Origin of the sequence: Thauera sp. 28, assembly GCF_000310145.2 — a bacterium.
Classification (GTDB): Bacteria; Pseudomonadota; Gammaproteobacteria; order Burkholderiales; family Rhodocyclaceae; genus Thauera; species Thauera mechernichensis.
The window spans coordinates 140,891-158,244 of the sequence record NZ_AMXA01000007.1 but is presented as its reverse complement, the minus strand read 5'-3'; the positions used below and the strand labels follow the sequence as shown (position 1 = coordinate 158,244).

At 66.6% G+C, this 17,354-nt stretch carries 19 protein-coding genes; 10 read left to right on the top strand and 9 right to left on the bottom strand.

Translation table 11 applies throughout. From position 1 onward, the window contains the following. From C662_RS07970 to C662_RS07955, 4 genes are all read left to right on the top strand, one after another. Positions 1-848 (top strand): carbonic anhydrase (locus tag C662_RS07970; RefSeq protein WP_002927013.1); only part of this gene is annotated, 848 nt, incomplete at its 5' end. A gap of 132 nt (positions 849-980) precedes the next feature. Next, positions 981-1,634, top strand: coding sequence for a protein-L-isoaspartate O-methyltransferase family protein (locus C662_RS07965; protein ID WP_002927011.1), 654 nt, complete (start codon positions 981-983; stop codon positions 1,632-1,634). Positions 1,635-1,641: 7 nt separating this feature from the next. Then, positions 1,642-1,965: a rhodanese-like domain-containing protein gene (locus C662_RS07960; RefSeq protein ID WP_002927010.1), complete on the top strand. Its 324-nt coding sequence runs from the start codon at positions 1,642-1,644 to the stop codon at positions 1,963-1,965. 37 nt (positions 1,966-2,002) lie between these two features. Then, positions 2,003-3,304, top strand: a complete 1,302-nt coding sequence (locus C662_RS07955; RefSeq protein ID WP_002927009.1) for a TolC family outer membrane protein — start codon at positions 2,003-2,005, stop codon at positions 3,302-3,304. On the opposite strand, the gene waaA is transcribed toward C662_RS07955, so the two are convergent. Beyond that, positions 3,282-4,586 carry a lipid IV(A) 3-deoxy-D-manno-octulosonic acid transferase gene (waaA, locus tag C662_RS07950; protein ID WP_002927008.1) on the bottom strand — a complete coding sequence of 435 codons (1,305 nt, stop codon included), beginning with the start codon at positions 4,584-4,586 and terminating at the stop codon, positions 3,282-3,284. The genes C662_RS07955 and waaA overlap by 23 nt on opposite strands. A gap of 169 nt (positions 4,587-4,755) precedes the next feature. Here waaA and C662_RS07945 point away from each other — a divergent pair, with 169 nt between their 5' ends. Both C662_RS07945 and C662_RS07940 read left to right on the top strand, forming a co-directional pair. Further along, positions 4,756-5,763, top strand: a complete 1,008-nt coding sequence (locus C662_RS07945) for an NAD-dependent epimerase (protein ID WP_002927007.1) — start codon at positions 4,756-4,758, stop codon at positions 5,761-5,763. 21 nt (positions 5,764-5,784) lie between these two features. Then, on the top strand, positions 5,785-6,582 hold the full coding sequence (locus C662_RS07940; RefSeq protein ID WP_002927006.1) for a symmetrical bis(5'-nucleosyl)-tetraphosphatase: 798 nt from the start codon (positions 5,785-5,787) through the stop codon (positions 6,580-6,582). Here the strand turns inward: C662_RS07940 and C662_RS07935 are convergent. After that, entirely contained in the window at positions 6,567-7,361 is a 795-nt protein-coding gene (locus C662_RS07935) for a lysophospholipid acyltransferase family protein (RefSeq protein WP_002927003.1), read from the bottom strand. The two genes, C662_RS07940 and C662_RS07935, sit on opposite strands and share 16 nt — an antisense overlap. 89 nt (positions 7,362-7,450) lie before the next feature. Continuing rightward, entirely contained in the window at positions 7,451-8,218 is a 768-nt protein-coding gene (locus C662_RS07930; protein WP_002926998.1) for a GNAT family N-acetyltransferase, read from the bottom strand. Positions 8,219-8,329: 111 nt separating this feature from the next. Between C662_RS07930 and C662_RS07925 the strand changes: the two genes are divergently transcribed. The 3 genes from C662_RS07925 (at position 8,330) to C662_RS07915 (ending at position 10,301) form a co-directional block, all read left to right on the top strand. After that, positions 8,330-8,749, top strand: a complete 420-nt coding sequence (locus C662_RS07925) for an HIT family protein (RefSeq protein ID WP_002926996.1) — start codon at positions 8,330-8,332, stop codon at positions 8,747-8,749. Between the two features lie 149 nt (positions 8,750-8,898). Then, positions 8,899-9,834 (top strand): carbohydrate kinase family protein, encoded by a 936-nt coding sequence (locus tag C662_RS07920; RefSeq protein ID WP_002926994.1) that lies wholly within the window; start codon positions 8,899-8,901, stop codon positions 9,832-9,834. Further along, the gene (locus C662_RS07915; protein WP_002926991.1) at positions 9,828-10,301 is read left to right on the top strand and encodes a glycine zipper 2TM domain-containing protein; all 474 of its coding nucleotides are present in this window, start codon (positions 9,828-9,830) and stop codon (positions 10,299-10,301) included. The genes C662_RS07920 and C662_RS07915 overlap by 7 nt, the downstream gene beginning before the upstream one ends. A gap of 45 nt (positions 10,302-10,346) precedes the next feature. Here the strand turns inward: C662_RS07915 and C662_RS07910 are convergent, their stop codons facing one another. The 6 genes from C662_RS07910 to C662_RS07885 all read right to left on the bottom strand — a co-directional run bounded on the left by C662_RS07910 (position 10,347) and on the right by C662_RS07885 (position 15,911). Then, complete coding sequence (locus tag C662_RS07910) at positions 10,347-11,678, bottom strand: DUF3426 domain-containing protein (RefSeq protein WP_002926989.1); 1,332 nt, start codon at positions 11,676-11,678, stop codon at positions 10,347-10,349. Further along, positions 11,675-12,577, bottom strand: coding sequence for a 50S ribosomal protein L11 methyltransferase (prmA, locus tag C662_RS07905; RefSeq protein WP_002926986.1), 903 nt, complete (start codon positions 12,575-12,577; stop codon positions 11,675-11,677). The genes C662_RS07910 and prmA overlap by 4 nt, the downstream gene beginning before the upstream one ends. Before the next feature lie 7 nt (positions 12,578-12,584). Then, positions 12,585-13,943, bottom strand: a complete 1,359-nt coding sequence (gene accC, locus C662_RS07900; RefSeq protein ID WP_002926983.1) for an acetyl-CoA carboxylase biotin carboxylase subunit — start codon at positions 13,941-13,943, stop codon at positions 12,585-12,587. 7 nt (positions 13,944-13,950) lie between these two features. Further along, entirely contained in the window at positions 13,951-14,406 is a 456-nt protein-coding gene (accB, locus tag C662_RS07895) for an acetyl-CoA carboxylase biotin carboxyl carrier protein (RefSeq protein ID WP_002926980.1), read from the bottom strand. Positions 14,407-14,745: 339 nt separating this feature from the next. After that, positions 14,746-15,297: a TlpA family protein disulfide reductase gene (locus C662_RS07890; protein ID WP_002926978.1), complete on the bottom strand. Its 552-nt coding sequence runs from the start codon at positions 15,295-15,297 to the stop codon at positions 14,746-14,748. Further along, the gene (locus C662_RS07885) at positions 15,294-15,911 is read right to left on the bottom strand and encodes a hypothetical protein (RefSeq protein ID WP_002926977.1); all 618 of its coding nucleotides are present in this window, start codon (positions 15,909-15,911) and stop codon (positions 15,294-15,296) included. Before C662_RS07885 ends, C662_RS07890 begins: the two co-directional genes overlap by 4 nt. A gap of 81 nt (positions 15,912-15,992) precedes the next feature. Here C662_RS07885 and mpl point away from each other — a divergent pair, with 81 nt between their 5' ends. Then, complete coding sequence (gene mpl / locus C662_RS07880; RefSeq protein ID WP_002926972.1) at positions 15,993-17,351, top strand: UDP-N-acetylmuramate:L-alanyl-gamma-D-glutamyl-meso-diaminopimelate ligase; 1,359 nt, start codon at positions 15,993-15,995, stop codon at positions 17,349-17,351. Positions 17,352-17,354: the final 3 nt, after the last annotated feature.

Sequence of the window (17,354 nt, the reverse complement as noted above, 5' to 3'; positions counted from 1 at the left end):
CCCAGCGGCCAGTCGCCCGTCCGCCCGAACCGCGCACGCCGGTGCGCACCGAGCCGGTCCGGCCGCGCTTGCCCGCCGACGGCGGCGCAGCGGAGCGCGCCCGTATCGCGCGTGCCGCTGAGCAGTCCGTCGGCGAGCGTGGTGGCGTCCGTGTGACACGGCCGGCGCTCGAGCCCAGCTGGAGTTACGCGGGTGAGACTGGCCCCGAGCATTGGGCCGCGTTGCGGCCGGAGTGGCGCCTGTGCGCAGAGGGGCGGCGTCAGTCGCCGATCGACCTGCGCGACGGCATCGCTGTGGATCTGGCGCCTGTCGAGTTCGATTACCGCCGCAGCGGATTTCGCATCCGCGATACCGGAAACACCCTTCAGGTGGATGTGGGCGAGGGCCTGAGCATCGTGGTGCGCGGCACCCGCTACGCGCTCGAGCGCTTCACGCTGCATCGTCCCTCGCAGGATCGCATCGGCGGCATGGCGCACGACATGGCCATGTATCTGGAGCACCGCAGCGAAGACGGGCAGGTTGCGATTCTGTCCTTGTTGCTCGAGGCTGGGGATACGCCCAACGAGGTGTTGCAGACCATTTTCAACAATCTGCCGCTGGATCGCGGACGGGCGTTCGCGCCTGACGCCGTGCTCGATCTGCCTTCGATGGTGCCGTCGAATCCGGGGCATTTCCTCTACATCGGCTCACTCCCTGCGCCTCCCTGCACCGAAGACGTACTTTGGGTGGTGATGAAGCAGCCGGTGCCGATCTCCCATGACCAACTCGCGGTCTTCGCGCGCCTCTATCCCCGCAACGGCCGGCCCATCCAGCCGCACAACGGTCGTCTGCTGCTCGAGTCACGCTGATTGCTCCGTTCGGATGTGCCTTGGTGACATGCAGCGGATCGCGCTGCAGCATCTGCGCTAGAATGCCAAGGTTTTGGCCTTCCGGATAACGCTATCCATTAGCGTGTGCTAATATATTGCATGGAGTCCCCGATGAACTTCGAGAAAGCGCGCTTCAACATGGTCGAGCAGCAGATCCGCCCCTGGGAGGTGCTGGATCAGGATGTGCTCGACCTCCTGATGACCGTCAAGCGCGAGGAGTTCGTGCCCAAGGCGCATCGCGAACTGGCGTTCGCCGATGTCGAGATTCCCATTGGCTGCGGCCAGGTGATGCTCAAGCCTGTCATCGAGGGCAAGGTGTTGCAGGCGCTGCGCGTTGCCAAGGGTGATTCGGTGCTCGAGATCGGCACCGGCTCGGGCTATTTTGCCGCCCTGCTCGCGGCGCGCTGCGACTGGGTGCGCACGATCGAGATCGAGCCGGAGCTGGTCAGGCTCGCTGGCGCGAACCTCGAGCGCAATGGTGTCGACAACGTGGTCGTCATCCAGGGCGACGGTGTCGCGGGCTGGCCCGAGCGCGCGCCCTACGATGTCATCGTGGTCTCCGGTGGGCTGCCGTTCGTACCTCAGGCGCTGCTCGAGCAACTCAAGGTCGGCGGCCGTCTGTTCGCGTTCGTTGGCGAGGCGCCGGTCATGAAGGCGCGGCTGGTCACCTGCGAAGCCGAGGGGCGTTTCCGTACCGAGGACATCTTCGAGACCGTCGTGCCCATGATCAGCAACGCCGCGCGCGGCGAGACTTTCAGTTTCTGAGCCCGCCATGCACCAGATCACTCCAGTGCAGCTTGCCGAGCGCCTCGCGGAATCAGAGCAGGGACTGCCGCTGCTGCTCGACGTGCGCGAGCCTTGGGAGTTCGAGATCTGTCACATCGACGGCTCGGTGCTGATGCCGATGGCAAGCGTCCCCGCGCGCGTCGGCGAACTCGACCGCGACCGCGAGACCATCGTTGTCTGCCACCATGGCGGGCGCAGTGCCCAGGTATGCGTTTTTCTGCAGCGCCAGGGCTTCAGTAATGTGATCAACCTGGCAGGTGGCGTGGCTGGCTGGGCAGCGCAGGTCGACCCGCGCATGCCGCAGTACTGACGCCACGCCCTGGATGAGGCAAGGAGCGGAGGTTCGGATGAAGCGACTGTTGGCGGTGTGCATCGCAGGCTTGTTCTCGGCCGGTGCAATGGCAGCGGATCTGATGCAGGCTTATCAGGATGCGCTGGCCAACGATGCGCGCCTTGCCGCTGCACGTGCCGAGCTCGAGGCCGGCCGGGAGCGTGTCGTTCAGGGCCGTGCTGGCTTGCTGCCGCAGATCGGCCTGTCGGCCAACACGACCTGGAACGATTCCGAACTGCGCTCTACCAGTGGCAGTCTTGAGCGCAGCTACAACAGCAATGGCTACGGCGTGCAGCTCACCCAGCCGCTGTTCCGCTGGCAAAACTGGGTACAGTACAAGCAGGGCGAACTGCAGACTGCGCTGTCCGAAACCCAGTTCGGCATCGCCCGCCAGGATCTCGTGCTGCGGGTCGCGGAAGCCTATTTCAATGTGCTGATTGCCCAGGATGCGCTCGCAGCCGTGGACCAGTTGCGCGCCGCTGCAGCCGAGCAGCTTGAACTGGCGCGAACGAGCTTCGAAGTTGGCACGGTCACCATCACCGACGTGCACGAGGCGCAGTCGCGCTTCGATCTTGCCTCGGCACAGGAGATCGCTGCTGCAAACCAGCTCGAGGTCGCGCGCCAGACGCTGGCGCAGATCATTGGCAAGGAGCCGGGGGGGCTTTCCGGCTTGCGCGAGGGGGTGGCGCTCCAGCGTCCGCAGCCCGACAACATCGCCGACTGGGTGGCTGCCGCTGAATCCGGCAGCTTTGGCGTGCAGGCGAGGCAGTTGGCACGCGAGATCGCCGTGCGCGAAGTCGAGCGTCAGCGTGCCGGCCACCTTCCGACCATCGATGTGGTTGCCTCGCATGGCGTGAATCATCGTCCGCAGCCCTCGACCGACCGTGCCGAGGCGAGTGCCATCGGCGTGCAGCTGAACATGCCGCTCTACGCCGGGGGCAGGGTGTCTTCGGTAACGCGCGAAGCAGCCGCGCTGCGAGTGAAGGCCGATGCCGAACTCGATGATGCGCGCCGCAGCGCTGCGCTCGCGGCGCGTCAGGCCTGGCTCGGCGTGACCAGCGGCATGGCGCAGGTGCGGGCGCTGGAGGCGGCGCGGGTTTCGTCCACTTCGGCGCTCGAGGCCAACAAGCTTGGCTACGAGGTTGGCGTGCGCATCAACATCGATGTGCTCAATGCGCAGACTCAGCTTGCCGACACCCTGCAACAGCTGTCGCGCGCGCGCTATGACACCCTGCTCGCTCAACTGCGCCTGAAGGCGGCCGCTGGAACGCTCGGCGAGGACGATGTGCAGGCGATCAACGCGCTGCTGGCGCCCTGAGTCCCGGGCGCGGAGCGGGCGACTGCACCTGCAGTCCGCGTAGCAGCTCGATGGTGCGTCGCGTCGCCCCTTGGTGCTGCGTGGCGAAGGCGCGTCCGGCCGCAGCCATTTGCGCGCGCATGTCCTCATCGCCCAGCACGGCCAGTGCGGCGGCGATGCCGTCCGCGGCGTCCTTGGCCCGGCGCGCTGCGCCGGTGCGCACAGCCTCTTCGGCCACCTGCATGAAGTTGAAGGTATGCGGGCCGACGACCACCGGCGTGCCCACGGCGCAGGCTTCGATCAGGTTCTGGCCGCCCAGCGGCAGCCAGCTGCCGCCGATCAGCGCCACGTCGGCTGCGGCGTAGTAGGCGAACATCTCGCCCATCGAGTCCCCGAGCAGGATCCGCGTGTCCGCTTCGATCGCCTCCTCGGCGCTGCGTCGCTGCAGTTTTACGCCGCGGCCGGCGACGAGGCGGGCGACCTCGTCGAAGCGCTGTGGGTGGCGGGGTACGAGTAGCAGCAAGGCTTTTGCCGGTGCCAGGCGGACGAAGGCGTCGATCAGCAGCGCTTCCTCGCCTTCGCGGGTGCTTGCGGCGAGCACGACCGGGCGCTCGCCTGCGCGTTCCCGCAGCTGGGTCGCGAGCGCCAGTGCCGCCGCGGTGGGTGTGACGTCGAACTTGATGTTGCCGGTGACGCTGACACGCGCTGCGCCGAGCTGCTGCAGGCGCGCAGCGTCGGCGGCCGTTTGCGCGCCGATCACGTCGAGAGCCTTCATGGTCAGGCCAGTCAGCACTGGCGCGCGCGCGTAGCGCCGCGCCGAGCGTTCCGACAGGCGAGCGTTGGCGAGCATCACGGCAACGCGGTTGTGGCGGCAGGCAGCGAGCAGATTCGGCCACAGCTCGGTTTCCATGATCACGCCGAAGCTCGGGCGGAAGTGACGCAGGAATCGTTCTGCAAGGCAGCCCAGGTCATAGGGCAGGTAGGCGCGCAGCACGCGGGCGTTGCTGCCGAACAAGGCCCTGGAGGTCTCGCGGCCGGTGGGTGTCATGTGCGTGATCACGATGCTGTGCTCGGGCCAGGCTTCGAGCAGGGCACGCACCAGTGGTTCGGCCGCGCGCGTTTCGCCCACCGAGACGGCGTGCACCCAGATCACCGGGCCGGGTGCACGTACGCGGTAGCTCGCGAAGCGCTCGCCGAGGTGGTGGATGTAGCCGGGCTGGCGGCGTGCCCGCCACAACAGCCTGAGCAGTACGAAGGGCAGTGCGAGGAGCCAGAGCAGGGTGTAAGGCAGGCGGGTCAGCATCGATCACGGACTGAAGGCGACTGCGCAAGTATAAGCAAGGATGGTGGTCGAGGTCCGTGCATCGGCATGCGTGCGGCGTCACTGCCGCTGCAAGACCTCTGTCACACGTGCGCACGGATCTACATGCGATAATCCGCCCCTGATCCCACTCCTCGCTCATGCACTCCCAATGAAGATTCTCGTAACTGGTGCCGCCGGTTTCATCGGCATGCACACGACCGAGCGCCTGCTCGCTCGCGGTGACCAGGTGGTCGGACTGGACAACCTCAACGACTACTATGACCCCTCGCTCAAGGAGGCGCGACTCGCCCGGCTTGCGCCGCATCCGCAGTTCCGCTTCGTGAAGCTGGACGTGGCCGATCGTGCGGGCATGGAGAGCCTGTTCGCTGAGGAGGGCTTCGATCGTGTGATCCATCTCGCGGCCCAGGCCGGCGTGCGCTACTCGCTGCAGAACCCGCATGCCTACGTCGATAGCAATCTCGTCGGCTTCATGAACATCCTCGAGGGGTGCCGCCATGCGCGCGTCAAGCACCTGGTGTATGCCTCGAGCTCCAGCGTCTATGGCGGCAACACCAAGATGCCGTTCGCCGAGCGCGACAGTGTCGATCACCCGGTCAGCATCTACGCGGCGACCAAGAAGGCCAACGAGCTGATGGCGCACACATACAGTCACTTGTACGGGCTGCCGACCACCGGCCTGCGCTTCTTCACCGTCTATGGCCCCTGGGGCCGGCCTGACATGGCCTTGTTCCTGTTCACAAAGGCCATCCTCGAGGGGCGGCCGATCGACGTCTTCAATCATGGGCGCATGAAGCGCGACTTCACCTATGTGGACGACATCGTCGAGGGCGTGCTCCGCACCCTCGACCGCGTTGCCGCGCCGGATCCCGCCTTCGACGCCGACCAGCCCGATCCCGGCACGAGCAACGTGCCCTACCGCGTCTTCAATATCGGCAACCATGACCCGGTCGAATTGATGGAGTTCGTTTCGGCGATCGAGGGCGCGCTTGGCATGACGGCGCAGAAGAACTTCATGCCGCTTCAGGATGGCGACGTGCCGGCCACGTACGCCGACACGGCAGCGCTCAACGCCTGGACCGGCTTCGCGCCTGCGACCAGCGTCAAGGACGGGGTTGCGCGCTTCGTCGCCTGGTACCGCGACTACTACCGGGTCTGATCCCGCGCAGCACCCGCAACGATGGCCACCTACGCGATCGGAGACATCCAGGGCTGCCATACCCCGTTTGCGCGCATGCTGGACCTGGTGCATTTCGACCCGGCGTGCGATCGATTGTGGATCGTGGGCGACCTGGTCAACCGCGGCCCGGAGTCACTGCGCGTGTTACGCGCGCTACGCGACCTCGGTGATGCTGCGGTGGTTGTGCTCGGCAACCATGATCTCTACCTGCTGATGATCGCAGCCGGCCTCAAGCGCCGCCTGGGCGATGACACCTTGTACCAGGTGCTCGAAGCGCCTGACCGCGATGAGCTTTTGCATTGGCTGGCGCGGCGGCCTCTGATGCATGTGGCGGGTGATCACGTGCTGGTTCACGCCGGGCTGCTGCCCGGATGGACTGTGACGCGCGCGTGTGCGCTTGCCCAGGAAGTCAGCGACACGCTTGCCGGGCCGAAGGCCAGGGACTTCCTGCTCCAGCTCGCGGGTAACCGTCCGGAGCGCTGGTCGGACAAGCTCAAGGGTTGGGATCGCCTGCGTGTGATCGTCAATGCACTGACGCGGTTGCGCTTCTGTTCGGCGGACGGGCGTATGGACCTCAGCGCGAAGGGGGCGCCGCACAAGGCGCCGGCGGGGATGATGCCCTGGTTCCGGGTGCCCGACCGCTTCAGCCGCACGCACACGATCGTCTGTGGCCACTGGTCCGCACTCGGCTTCTATCGCGAGCCTGGGCTCATCGCGCTCGATTCGGGGTGTGTGTGGGGCGGCAAACTTACTGCACTGCGCATCGAGGATGACGCAGTGTTTCAGGTCCCGGGCTGAGTGCCGGACGCGGGGGCTGCCCTTGGCTGCTCCGCGTCGGCTGGCAGTTCGAGGGCGGCGACGATCAGGGAGCGTGCAAGACGCGCCAGTTCTCTGCGGTCCGTGCCGTCACCGGTCGGTAGCGGTGCGGCGACGCAGACCCGGGCGACGATGACCGGTGTGGAGATGATGTTGCGTACGCACTGGCCCAGGCTAAGGTCGCCGTCATAGGCCGGTGCGCGCGTGTAGTGGCCGTCTGCCGTCTGGTAGCGCAAGGCGAGGGGCTGCACGGGGTGCTTGCACGCGATCGCCGGTTGCAGCAGTGCGCCGTGAAAGTGCAGCACCTGCGAGCCGTCGGTTGTCGTCCCCTCCGGAAAGATCGCCACGTTGCAGCCGGTCTCGAGCAGGGCAGCCGTTTCCATGTTGATGATGCGGGCGTGGCCGCGGCTGCCGCGGCGCAGGAAGATGGTGTCGTTGCGTGCGGCCAGCCAGCCGATTGCCGGCCACTGACGCACTTCGGCCTTCGAGACGAAGGCGGCAGGAGCGAGCGCGTTGATGACGAAGATATCCACCCAGGAGATGTGGTTGGCGACCAGCATGCAGCCCGGCGCCACCGCCTCACCCTCGTGCTCGAGCCGAATCCCGAGCGTGCGCAGCAGGCCGCAGGACCAGCGCTGGCGCAGACGCTGGTGGCTAGTGCGCCCGCAGAACGGGAACACCAGCGCGATCGTCAGCAGGCCTAGCAGCAGGTGGAGGCCCAGGCGCAGCGCGCGCCAGGCGCGCAGCGTGGGCGATGCCACGGCAGGCCGGACGGTCGCTGCCTGTGCTGCAATGGCGTCGCGAGCCTCGGTTGCGGCCTGCTCGATTTCGGGTGGTGTCGCGGGCGTGTTCAGTCTTTGCGTCCCAGGAAGTGCTTTGCGTAGCGGCCATCGACCTTGCCCATCGGCATCAGGATCGGCAGGTCTGCGGTGTTGAAGTCGGGATCCCAGGCCGGCTCGCCGCAGATCCACGCCCCGGCGCGCAGGTAGCCCTTGACCAGCGGCGGTGCCTCTGCCGGCAGGTCGTGGCGCAGGGCGTCGAGCGGCAGCGCGCAGCGCGGGAACACGTGGTATTCGAGCGGCGCGAGATGCTTGTCGCGGAGCTGATTATACAAGCTGGCCGCAGCATGGCCGCCGTCGGCCATGCTGACCGAGGCGCAGCCGATCAGGTAGCCGTAGCCGCCTTCCTGCATGTAGCGCGCGAGCCCGGACCACAGCAGGGCGATGACCGCGCCACTGCGGTAATCGGCGTCGATGCAAGAGCGCCCGATCTCGACCAGGCTGCCGCGCAGGTGCTGCAGGCGGGTGAGGTCGAACTCGTTCTCCGAGTAGTAGCCGCCAACCTTGCGCGCTGCGGCTGGAGACAGGATGCGATAGGTGCCGACGATGCGCCCGGCATCCTCATCGCGTACGATCAGGTGCTCGCAGAACGGGTCGTAGATGTCGCGATCCACGCCCGGGCTGCGCGGGTTGAGTCGTGCGCCCATCTCGTCCGCGAACACGCGGTAGCGCAGCTTCTGCGCTTCGAGGATCTCCGTTTCGCAGGTGGCGAGACCAACGTGAAGGTTGCGCGACTTGCGCGCATTCGCGTCCTGGCGGGGCTTGATGTGCTGGAGCATGGCAGGCTTCCGTCCTGTTCTGATGGACGCATTCTCGAGAGCCCGCGTTGCGATGCGGTGACGCCCTGATTACGATGCGGTGACGACAAACCAGCATGGAGAACTGAAAGCATGGAGAACTGCGTGTTCTGCCGCATCGTCAGCGGCGAGCTGCCTGCCTCGAGGGTCTACGAGGATGAGAATACCCTGGTCATCATGGATATCCAGTCGGTCAATCCTGGGCACATGTTGGTGCTGGTGAAGCCGCATCGGGCAAACGTGTACGCGCTCGAGGACGAGCTGGCCGGCGCTGCCATGCGCACCGCAGCGCGTATGGCGCGTGCGGTCAAGATGGCTTTCGGCTGTGAAGGCGTGACCTTGCTGCAGGCGAACGAGCCGGCCGGCGCCCAGACGGTATTTCATTTCCACATCCATGTGCTGCCACGCTGGGAGGGCGACGGCATGGCGCTCGCCTGGCCGGCCAAGAACCCGCCGCGCGAGGCGCTGGAGGAAATGGCGATCCGCCTGCGTGCTGTGCTCGCCGACGCTTGATGTCGGCCTGGGGATGTGCGCCGGGGCTTGGCGATGCAGGGGTGATTGCCCGTAGTCGGCAACTCGCGGCGCACATCGTCCCATGCAGGCGCGGCGCCAGTGCAGCCATTTTGGGATAATCGCGGTTTTCCCATCCTGGCCTCCCAAAAATGTCCATTCTCGTCTGCGGATCGGTCGCTTACGACTCGATCATGGTGTTCCCCGATCGCTTCAAGCACCACATCCTCCCCGACCAGATCCACATCCTGAACGTGTCCTTCCTGGTACCCGACATGCGCCGCGAGTTCGGGGGATGCGCGGGCAACATCGCCTACAGCCTCAAGCTGCTGGGCAGCGATCCGCTGATCATGGCGACGGTCGGCGAGGATGCCGGGCCTTATCGGGCACGCATGCGGGCGCTGGGGCTGCGTGAGGATCACGTACGTGAGGTGCCGGGGACGTTCACCGCGCAGGCCTTCATTACCACCGATCTTGACGACAATCAGATCACCGCGTTCCATCCGGGCGCGATGTTCCACTCTCATCTCAACGACGTTCGCGAGGCGCAGGGCGTGCGTCTGGGTATCGTGTCGCCGGATGGTGCCGATGGCATGCTGCGCCATGCAGCCGGTTTCGCCGAGGCGGGCGTGCCGTTCGTCTTCGATCCGGGTCAGGCGCTGCCGATTCTCGGTAGCGAAGCGTTACTGAATTGCCTGCAACAGGCGCGCTACTGCACGGTCAATGACTACGAGGCCCGCCTGATGTGCGACAAGACCGGGCGCAGCGAAGAGGCGTTGGCGCGCGAGGTCGAGGCGCTGGTTGTCACACTGGGTGCGGAGGGTTCGCGCATCCACTGGCGCGGCGAGTTGATCCATGTGCCGGCGGTGCCGGCCACGGCGGTCATTGACCCGACGGGCTGCGGTGACGCCTACCGGGCGGGCCTGTTGCACGGTCTGGTAAACGACTGGGACGTATTGAAAAGCGCGCGCCTGGCTGCCGTCATGGGTGCAATCAAGATTGCTCATCGTGGAGGGCAGAACCACCAGCCGACGCGCGCCGACATTGCCGCCCGCTTTGCAGCGGCATTTGGGGAGGAGCTATGGTGAATCACAAGGGATTGAAGTTGCGTGCTGCGGCAGGCGCGATCGTCGCGGTACTGGTGCTGGGCGGATGCGCTCAAGGGCTCGGTGGCGGTACCTATTCGCGTACCGAGGCGCGGCGGGCGATGACGGTGCAGTTCGGCACGGTCGAGTCGGTGCGCGGTGTTCAACTGGAGGGCACGAAGTCGCCGGTTGGTACTGTTGCCGGGGCTGCGGTGGGGGGTATTGCCGGCAGTACGATAGGCGGTGGCCGCGGCCAGGCTGTGGCCACCGTGATTGGCGCGGTGGCGGGTGGGGTGGCTGGCTCCGCCCTGGAGGAGGGGATGACGCGGACTCCCGGCGTGGAGGTTACCGTGCGGCTGGACAACGGACAGTTCCTTGCTGTCGTGCAGGCCGATGAGGGTGAGCGTTTGCGGCCGGGTGAGCGTGTGCGGGTGCTGCGCGACGGCGGGACGACGCGCGTGACGCGCTGACTGCGGCTCGTCCCTGGCGAGGGCGGCGTTGCAAAGCAGCCCTCGTTAGGGGAAGAACGCGTAGATGCGGTAGCCGGTCGGCGCTAGCCCCGGCGCCGCGAACGGAATACGCAGGCCGACCACGTTGCGTGCTGGAAAGGCCGGCGCCACCTGTCCGGCGGGTAGCCAGTCGGAAGGGGCCAGGACCCGGCGCGAGATCGGGTTGTCGCCAGCGTCGGTCAGCGTCAGCTCGAGATGGGGCCACTGCTGAGGGTAGTCGGCGCGGTTGTTGAGCGTCGCATGCAAAAGGTAGTGGCCCGGGCGTCCGGGTTCGGACTGCAGGTCCGAAGAGTCGATCGCGATGCGGTCGGCATCGCGCGGGTAGGGGACGGTGCAGCCGGCATGGGCGCAGGCTGCACTCAGGACTGTGCGCAGGCCTGGTAGGTCGCGGGCGATTTCAACGCGGTACAGATAGGTCAGCTGTGCGCCCAGCAGGAAGAGCAGCACGGTGAAGGCGAGCGTCGCGGCCGCGCGTGCGGCCGGGTGGGGCGTGTGCCTGGGCTTGCCATACGTTGCGTCCAGGCGGCGGATGTCGTCGTCCGAATGCAGGCCTTCGTCGATCGGCAGAGCACGTTGCGCTGCAGCGTCCGCTGCGAGGCGTGGTTCCGCCCTCGCAAGGGCGCGATCCATGGCGCGCTCGAATGCTTCGTCATGCGCAAAGGGCGCAGCGGCGAGCTGATCTCCCGGCGCTGCATCGATGCCCGCTTCATGAAGTGCTTCGGTTCCGCGCCTGCCGCTGCGCAATACCCCGGGCATTGGAGTGGGTGCGGTGCGTCTTTCGTCCTGGCTGTCGTGCCCGAGGGGGCTCGCCTGGCTGGTGGTCGACACGTCCGCTGCCGGCCACACAGGAGGCAGCGGGTCGTGTCGCTGCTGTACCGGCGCGGGTGCAGTGTCGAAAGCCGGATCGAAAACCGGATCGAAGGCGAGTGGCGCCTCTACCGGATCCGTCTTGCTGTCGGCAGGCGGTCGGGCGGGGGGCTGCGTGGGGGCATCGGGCGGGTCCGGCAAATGGAAATCGGGAATCTCGAAGTCGAGCCCGATACCTGCGGAAGGTTCTTCCGTCCGCCTGCCGCCGAGGGCGAAGAATGCCTCCCCGGTCCGCTCGGTGCCTTCTCGTGCCTGTAGGGCGCCGTCCTGGCGGGACGCGGGGGCTGCCGTCGAGTCGATGCCGTGGGCGTGATCGTGAGTCGCGCCGGCAGGCGGTGCCTCGATTGCGTGCTCAGGCGCGTTGAAGGGGTGAAAGCAATGGCCGCAGCGGACCTCTCCACGCCTGGCGTGCAACTGCTCCGGCCGCAGCCGGAACACCGTCTGGCAGGCGGGGCAGCGCGTGAGCATCATGGCCTGGGGCGCTGTCCTTCCAGGCGTATCCAGCCATCCAGGCTGCCGCCTACGTGCAGTGTGATGAAGGGGGCCCAGGCTTCGATCACCTGCTCGGCCTGGGTCTCGAGAACGCCCGAGAGGGCGACCCGCCCGCCCGCGGCGACGCGAGCCGCGATTGCCGGGGCCAGCACACACAATGGGTTGGTGAGGATGTTGGCGACGACGAGATCGAAGTGTTCATCGAGCGGTACCGCGGAGTGCTGCAGCCGCATGTCAACGGCATTGCGGGCGGCATTGTCCTGCGCTGCTTCCACGGCTTTGGCGTCGATGTCGACGCCGATGACGTCCCCTGCGCCGAGCTTGGCAGCAGCAATGCCGAGGATGCCGGAGCCGCAGCCGTAGTCGAGCATGCTGCAGCCTGGGGTGACCGCATCGCACAGCCACTGCAGGCACAGCCGGGTAGTCGGGTGCGAGCCGGTGCCGAAGGCCATGCCGGGATCGAGCTCGATGTTGATCGCGTTCGCGTCTGGTGCCGCATGCCAGGACGGCACGATCCACAGCCGGTCGGTGATGCGGATGGGGTCGAACTGACTCTGCGTGAGCTGCACCCAGTTCTGCTCCGCAATCTTCTCGGTCGTGAATGGCGGAACTGCACCCAGGCCGGCAGCTTGCGCGGCTTCTGCCAGCATGGCGGCGAGCGCGTCGCCGGCGGTGTCGCCATCGAACAGCGCGATCACCCGGCTGTGGTCCCACAGTCCGGTGGGCAGGTGCCCGGGTTCGCCGAATTGCGGCTTCTCCGCCTCGGTGCCGGCGTCCGCATCCTCGATCGAGACCGACAGCGCGCCGGCCTCCATCAGGGCGTCGGACAGGGCCTCTGCCTTGTCGGCGTCGGCCTGCAGGGTGACGGAGATCCACATTGCCGCCTTACTCCTTGACTTCGCTGCGGTCGGCGAGCTTGTGCTCGAGATAGTGGATGCTGGTGCCGCCCTCGATGAAGCGCGGGTCGAGCATCAGCGTCTGGTGCAGCGGGATGTTGGTCTTGATGCCCTCGACCATCATCTCGGAGAGCGCGATGCGCATGCGGCGGATCGCCTGGTCGCGTGTGTCGCCGTAAGTGATCAGTTTGCCGATCATCGAGTCATAGTGCGGCGGCACCATGTAGCCGTTGTAGACGTGCGAGTCCACGCGCACGCCCGGGCCGCCCGGCGTATGCCAGTTGGTGATGCGTCCCGGCGAGGGGGTGAACTTGAACGGGTCCTCGGCGTTGATCCGGCATTCGACGGCGTGGCCGCGGAACTCGATGTCACGCTGGCGGAACCACAGCTTCTCGCCGGCAGCGATGCGGATCTGGGCCTGCACGATGTCGATGCCGGTGATGAGCTCGGTGACCGGGTGCTCGACCTGCACGCGGGTATTCATCTCGATGAAGTAGAACTCGCCGTTCTCGAACAGGAACTCGAAGGTGCCTGCGCCGCGGTAGCCGATCTTGCGGCAGGCCTCGGCGCAGCGCTCGCCGACCTGGGCGATCAGCTTGCGGTCGATGCCGGGCGCAGGGGCCTCCTCGATCACCTTCTGGTGGCGGCGCTGCATGGAGCAGTCGCGCTCGCCCAGATAAACCGCGTTGCCGTGTTGGTCGGCCAGCACCTGGATCTCGACGTGGCGTGGGTTTTCGAGGAACTTTTCCATGTACACCACCGGGTTGCCGAAGGCCGCCTGGGCTTCGGCACGGGTGGTGGTCACCGCATTGTGCAGCGCGGCTTCGGTGTGCACGACACGCATGCCGCGCCCGCCGCCGCCGCCGGCGGCCTTGATGATGACGGGGTAGCCGATGGCGCGTGCGATCTTGACGATCTCCTTCGGGTCATCGGGCAGGGCGCCTTCCGAGCCGGGCACGCAGGGCACGCCGGCCGCTTTCATCGCGTCCTTGGCCGACACCTTGTCGCCCATCAGGCGAATGGTCTCCGGGCGTGGGCCGATGAAGACGAAGCCGGATTGCTCGACACGCTCGCCGAAGTCTGCGTTCTCGGACAGGAATCCGTAGCCGGGGTGGATGGCCTCGGCGTCGGTGACCTCGGCGGCCGAGATGATGGCCGGCACGTTGAGGTAGCTCAGCGTCGACGAGGCCGGGCCGATGCAGACGGATTCGTCGGCCAGGCGCACGTACTTGGCCTCGGTGTCGGCCTCGGAATGCACCGCGACGGTCTTGATGCCGAGCTCGCGGCAGGCGCGCAGGATGCGCAGCGCGATCTCGCCGCGGTTCGCGATCAGGATCTTCTCGAACATGGCAGGCTCAGCCGATTACGAACAGGGGCTGACCGTATTCGACCGGCTCGCCGTTGTCGACCAGGATGGCCTTGACGACGCCGCTGGCATCGGCCTCGATCTCGTTCATCAGCTTCATCGCTTCGATGATGCACAGGCGGTCGCCCTCATTCACGCTCTGGCCGACTTCGACCAGCGGCTTCGCGCCCGGTGCGCTGGCGCGGTAGAAGGTACCGACCATTGGCGACTTCACGATGTGGCCCTCGGGCAGGGCGTCAGCGGCTGCGGCCGGTGCCGCGCTGCTGGCGGCGGCGACAGGGGCTGCTGGTGCTTGCGCCGGAATCTGCGCGTAGTAGGCGGCAGGTTGGGCTGCGGCGGCATGCTTGGCGATACGGACCTTCTCTTCGCCTTCGGTGACCTCGAGTTCGGAGATGCCCGATTCCTGGACGAGGTCGATGAGTTTCTTCAGCTTGCGCAGATCCATGATGTTCTCCGTACGGGACCGCGGCACGATATTGCGCTGCACGGTTGGATGATTGATGGTTCGGTTCGGACGACGAATGGCGCCGGGCACGCAGGTGTGGCGCGAGCGCGCCGCTGATGCGGACCGCCCTGGCGAGGCTCAGAAAGATCGTCGTCGTGGGGGGCGAAGAGGCCTGTAGGGCGTGCTGCAGGCAGCAAAAGAGCCCTCTCGCCACGATCCGGATGGAAGCGTGGCGATACGTGCTTGCCGGCGGCTTGAATGCTTCATGCCGGCAAGTTTGCCGTAAATGGCTGCACGTTGTCCACCTTTTGGCTGGAATCTGCGCAGCCTGAGGCGGGCTCAGGAGGGCAGGAGTGCGCGGATTTTGCGCTCGAGTTCCTCGCGGTGCAAGACGCCGAGCTTGATGTGGCGCACTTTTCCTTCGGTGTCGAGGATGACGGTGAACGGCAGGCCGCGGGCGGCGTTGCCGAAGCCTTCGGCAAGGTCAAGCACGTGGTTGCCGGCGATCAGCAAGGGGTAGGGGACGCGGAATTCCTCATTGAACGCGCGCACCTTTGCGGCCGAGTCGATGCTGATGCCGACGAACTGCACCGGCTCGTCCGCCAGCGCCTGGCTGGCTGCTGCGAAATCGGGGATCTCCTTGCGGCAGGGTGGGCACCAGGTCGCCCAGAAGTTGGCAACGACGACCTTGCCCTGCCACTGCGCCATGGCCTGTTCCTCGCCGTTGGTGTCCGGCAAGCGCAGGGCGAGCAGGGCATCCACTGTGTCTTGGCTGACCGTGTGCGTGCCCGCAGGTGCGATCTGGGATTGCTCGCGGTTGAGAAGAAAGCCGCCGGCTGCGGCGGCGATGGCGACTGTCGCGAACAGCGCGGCCTGGATCTTGCGTTTCATTCCTGGGGCGTTCCTTGTGTTGTGTGCTCGCCCGCGGCGAGTAGCGCTTCGACCTGCGCCAGGCGGGCGCGCTCCTGGCCGCGTCGGACGTTGCGCTCTGCCGACGAGGGATAGACCGAGACCTTCACCGGTACGTCGTTCCAGTCGAAGCTCAGCACCGCCTCGGGGGTGTGCGGCGCCGGGCGGCGTGGTTCGCGGTGGTCATAGGGCAGGTCGAGATTGAGGAAGAATATCTCCACATCCTTGGTGCTCTCCGGGAAGATCTCGATCTCGAGTTCGGAATAGCGGCCCGCAGTGCCATCGAGTGCGCCGCCGGTAAGGTAGGGGCGGAAGTCTGCGAGCAAGCGCATGACCTCGACAGCAACGCTGCGCATCTCGTGCAGGCGCTCGGGTTGCTCCTCGTCCTGGTACAGCGCTAGCCAGGCGCGCAGCTCGGTTTCTATCTCGGTGTTGTTGGGCAGGGCATCGGCGTCGGTGGCGCCGAGTTGCTTGGCGGCCTTGCGTTTGGCGAAGCCGAAGTCGCTGATGCCGTCCTCGGCCATCATGCGGGCAGCGAGCGCGGCGATTTCGCGTCTCAGGCCGCCGCTGCGGGATACGTGGGCATGTGAGGGCATGACGGGGCTCGGGTAAGATGCGCAGTCATTGTACACGGGCCGGTTTCATACGGATGACGGCCCCTCGGAGCACATTGCCTCATGCATATCCACATTCTCGGCATCTGCGGCACCTTCATGGGCGGGGTCGCCTTGCTGGCGCGCGCGGCAGGCCATACCGTCAGCGGTTGCGACGCCAACGTCTATCCGCCGATGAGCACCCAGCTCGAAGAGCAGGGTATCGGGCTGATCGAGGGCTATGACCCCGCCCAGCTCGAGCTCGAGCCTGACGTGTTCGTGATCGGCAATGCAGTGTCGCGTGGCAATCCGCTGCTGGAGGCGATTCTCGATCGTGGCCTGCCCTATGTTTCCGGCCCCCAGTGGCTGGCCGAGCATGTGCTTGCCGGGCGTTGGGTGTTGGCGGTCGCCGGTACCCACGGCAAGACGACGACGACATCGCTGCTGACCTGGATGCTGGAGGATGCGGGGCTCAATCCCGGCTTCCTGGTCGGCGGCGTGCCGCAGAATTTCGGCGTTTCGGCGCGCCTCACCGAGTCGCCATTCTTCGTCATCGAGGCCGATGAATACGACACCGCGTTCTGCGACAAGCGCTCCAAGTTCGTTCATTACCGGCCGCGCACCGTCATCCTCAACAACCTCGAGTTCGACCATGCCGACATCTTTGCCGACCTGGCCGCGATCGAGACACAGTTCCATCATCTGGTGAGGACGATTCCCGCCAGCGGGAGGATCATCGCCAATGCCCGCGAGGCCAGCCTGAGACGGGTTCTTGCGCGTGGCAACTGGTCCGAACTGGAGTGGTTCAATGACGCCGCCCAGTGGTCGGCGGCCGCGGGCGGGCGGGATGTCGAGGCGGTGTTCCGCCTGGCCGGGACGGAGCTGGGCAGGGTGGAGTTGGCGCTGCCCGGCAGCCACAACCGTGAGAATGCACTTGCGGCGATCGCGGCGGCGCGTCACGTGGGCGTCACTCCGGCGCAAGCGATCGCCAGCCTGGCCGCTTTTCGCGGCATCCGGCGCCGGCTGGAGCTGCGCGGCAGCGAGCGGGGGGTGAGCGTGTATGACGACTTCGCTCATCACCCGACCGCGATCGCCCTCACCATCGATGGCCTGCGTCGGCGCGAGCCCGAGGGGCGTATCCTCGCGGTGCTCGAGCCGCGTTCCAACACCATGAAGCTCGGTGTCATGAAGGCGCAGCTGGCGGGCAGCCTGACAGCTGCCGATGCGGTGTTCTGCTACGGCCATGGCCTGGGCTGGGATACGGGCGAAGCACTCGCGCCGCTCGGCGCGCGCGCGCGCAGCTATGACGTGCTCGAGGCGCTTGTTGCCGACGTCGCGGCGATGGCGCGCGCCGGCGACCACGTGCTGGTGATGAGCAACGGCGGCTTCGGCGGTGTGCACCAGAAGCTGCTCGACGCACTCAGCAGCGTCGGCGCGCGCTGAGGC

Bases quoted from the DNA above. Each gene is read 5' to 3' on its own strand.
- C662_RS07965 (WP_002927011.1), top strand. From the start codon at position 981: ATGAACTTCGAGAAAGCGCGCTTCAACATGGTCGAGCAGCAGATCCGC.
- C662_RS07960 (WP_002927010.1), top strand. From the start codon at position 1,642: ATGCACCAGATCACTCCAGTGCAGCTTGCCGAGCGCCTCGCGGAATCA.
- C662_RS07955 (WP_002927009.1), top strand. From the start codon at position 2,003: ATGAAGCGACTGTTGGCGGTGTGCATCGCAGGCTTGTTCTCGGCCGGT.
- waaA (WP_002927008.1), bottom strand. From the start codon at position 4,586: ATGCTGACCCGCCTGCCTTACACCCTGCTCTGGCTCCTCGCACTGCCC.
- C662_RS07945 (WP_002927007.1), top strand. From the start codon at position 4,756: ATGAAGATTCTCGTAACTGGTGCCGCCGGTTTCATCGGCATGCACACG.
- C662_RS07940 (WP_002927006.1), top strand. From the start codon at position 5,785: ATGGCCACCTACGCGATCGGAGACATCCAGGGCTGCCATACCCCGTTT.
- C662_RS07930 (WP_002926998.1), bottom strand. From the start codon at position 8,218: ATGCTCCAGCACATCAAGCCCCGCCAGGACGCGAATGCGCGCAAGTCG.
- C662_RS07925 (WP_002926996.1), top strand. From the start codon at position 8,330: ATGGAGAACTGCGTGTTCTGCCGCATCGTCAGCGGCGAGCTGCCTGCC.
- C662_RS07920 (WP_002926994.1), top strand. From the start codon at position 8,899: ATGTCCATTCTCGTCTGCGGATCGGTCGCTTACGACTCGATCATGGTG.
- C662_RS07915 (WP_002926991.1), top strand. From the start codon at position 9,828: ATGGTGAATCACAAGGGATTGAAGTTGCGTGCTGCGGCAGGCGCGATC.
- C662_RS07910 (WP_002926989.1), bottom strand. From the start codon at position 11,678: ATGATGCTCACGCGCTGCCCCGCCTGCCAGACGGTGTTCCGGCTGCGG.
- prmA (WP_002926986.1), bottom strand. From the start codon at position 12,577: ATGTGGATCTCCGTCACCCTGCAGGCCGACGCCGACAAGGCAGAGGCC.
- accC (WP_002926983.1), bottom strand. From the start codon at position 13,943: ATGTTCGAGAAGATCCTGATCGCGAACCGCGGCGAGATCGCGCTGCGC.
- accB (WP_002926980.1), bottom strand. From the start codon at position 14,406: ATGGATCTGCGCAAGCTGAAGAAACTCATCGACCTCGTCCAGGAATCG.
- C662_RS07890 (WP_002926978.1), bottom strand. From the start codon at position 15,297: ATGAAACGCAAGATCCAGGCCGCGCTGTTCGCGACAGTCGCCATCGCC.
- C662_RS07885 (WP_002926977.1), bottom strand. From the start codon at position 15,911: ATGCCCTCACATGCCCACGTATCCCGCAGCGGCGGCCTGAGACGCGAA.
- mpl (WP_002926972.1), top strand. From the start codon at position 15,993: ATGCATATCCACATTCTCGGCATCTGCGGCACCTTCATGGGCGGGGTC.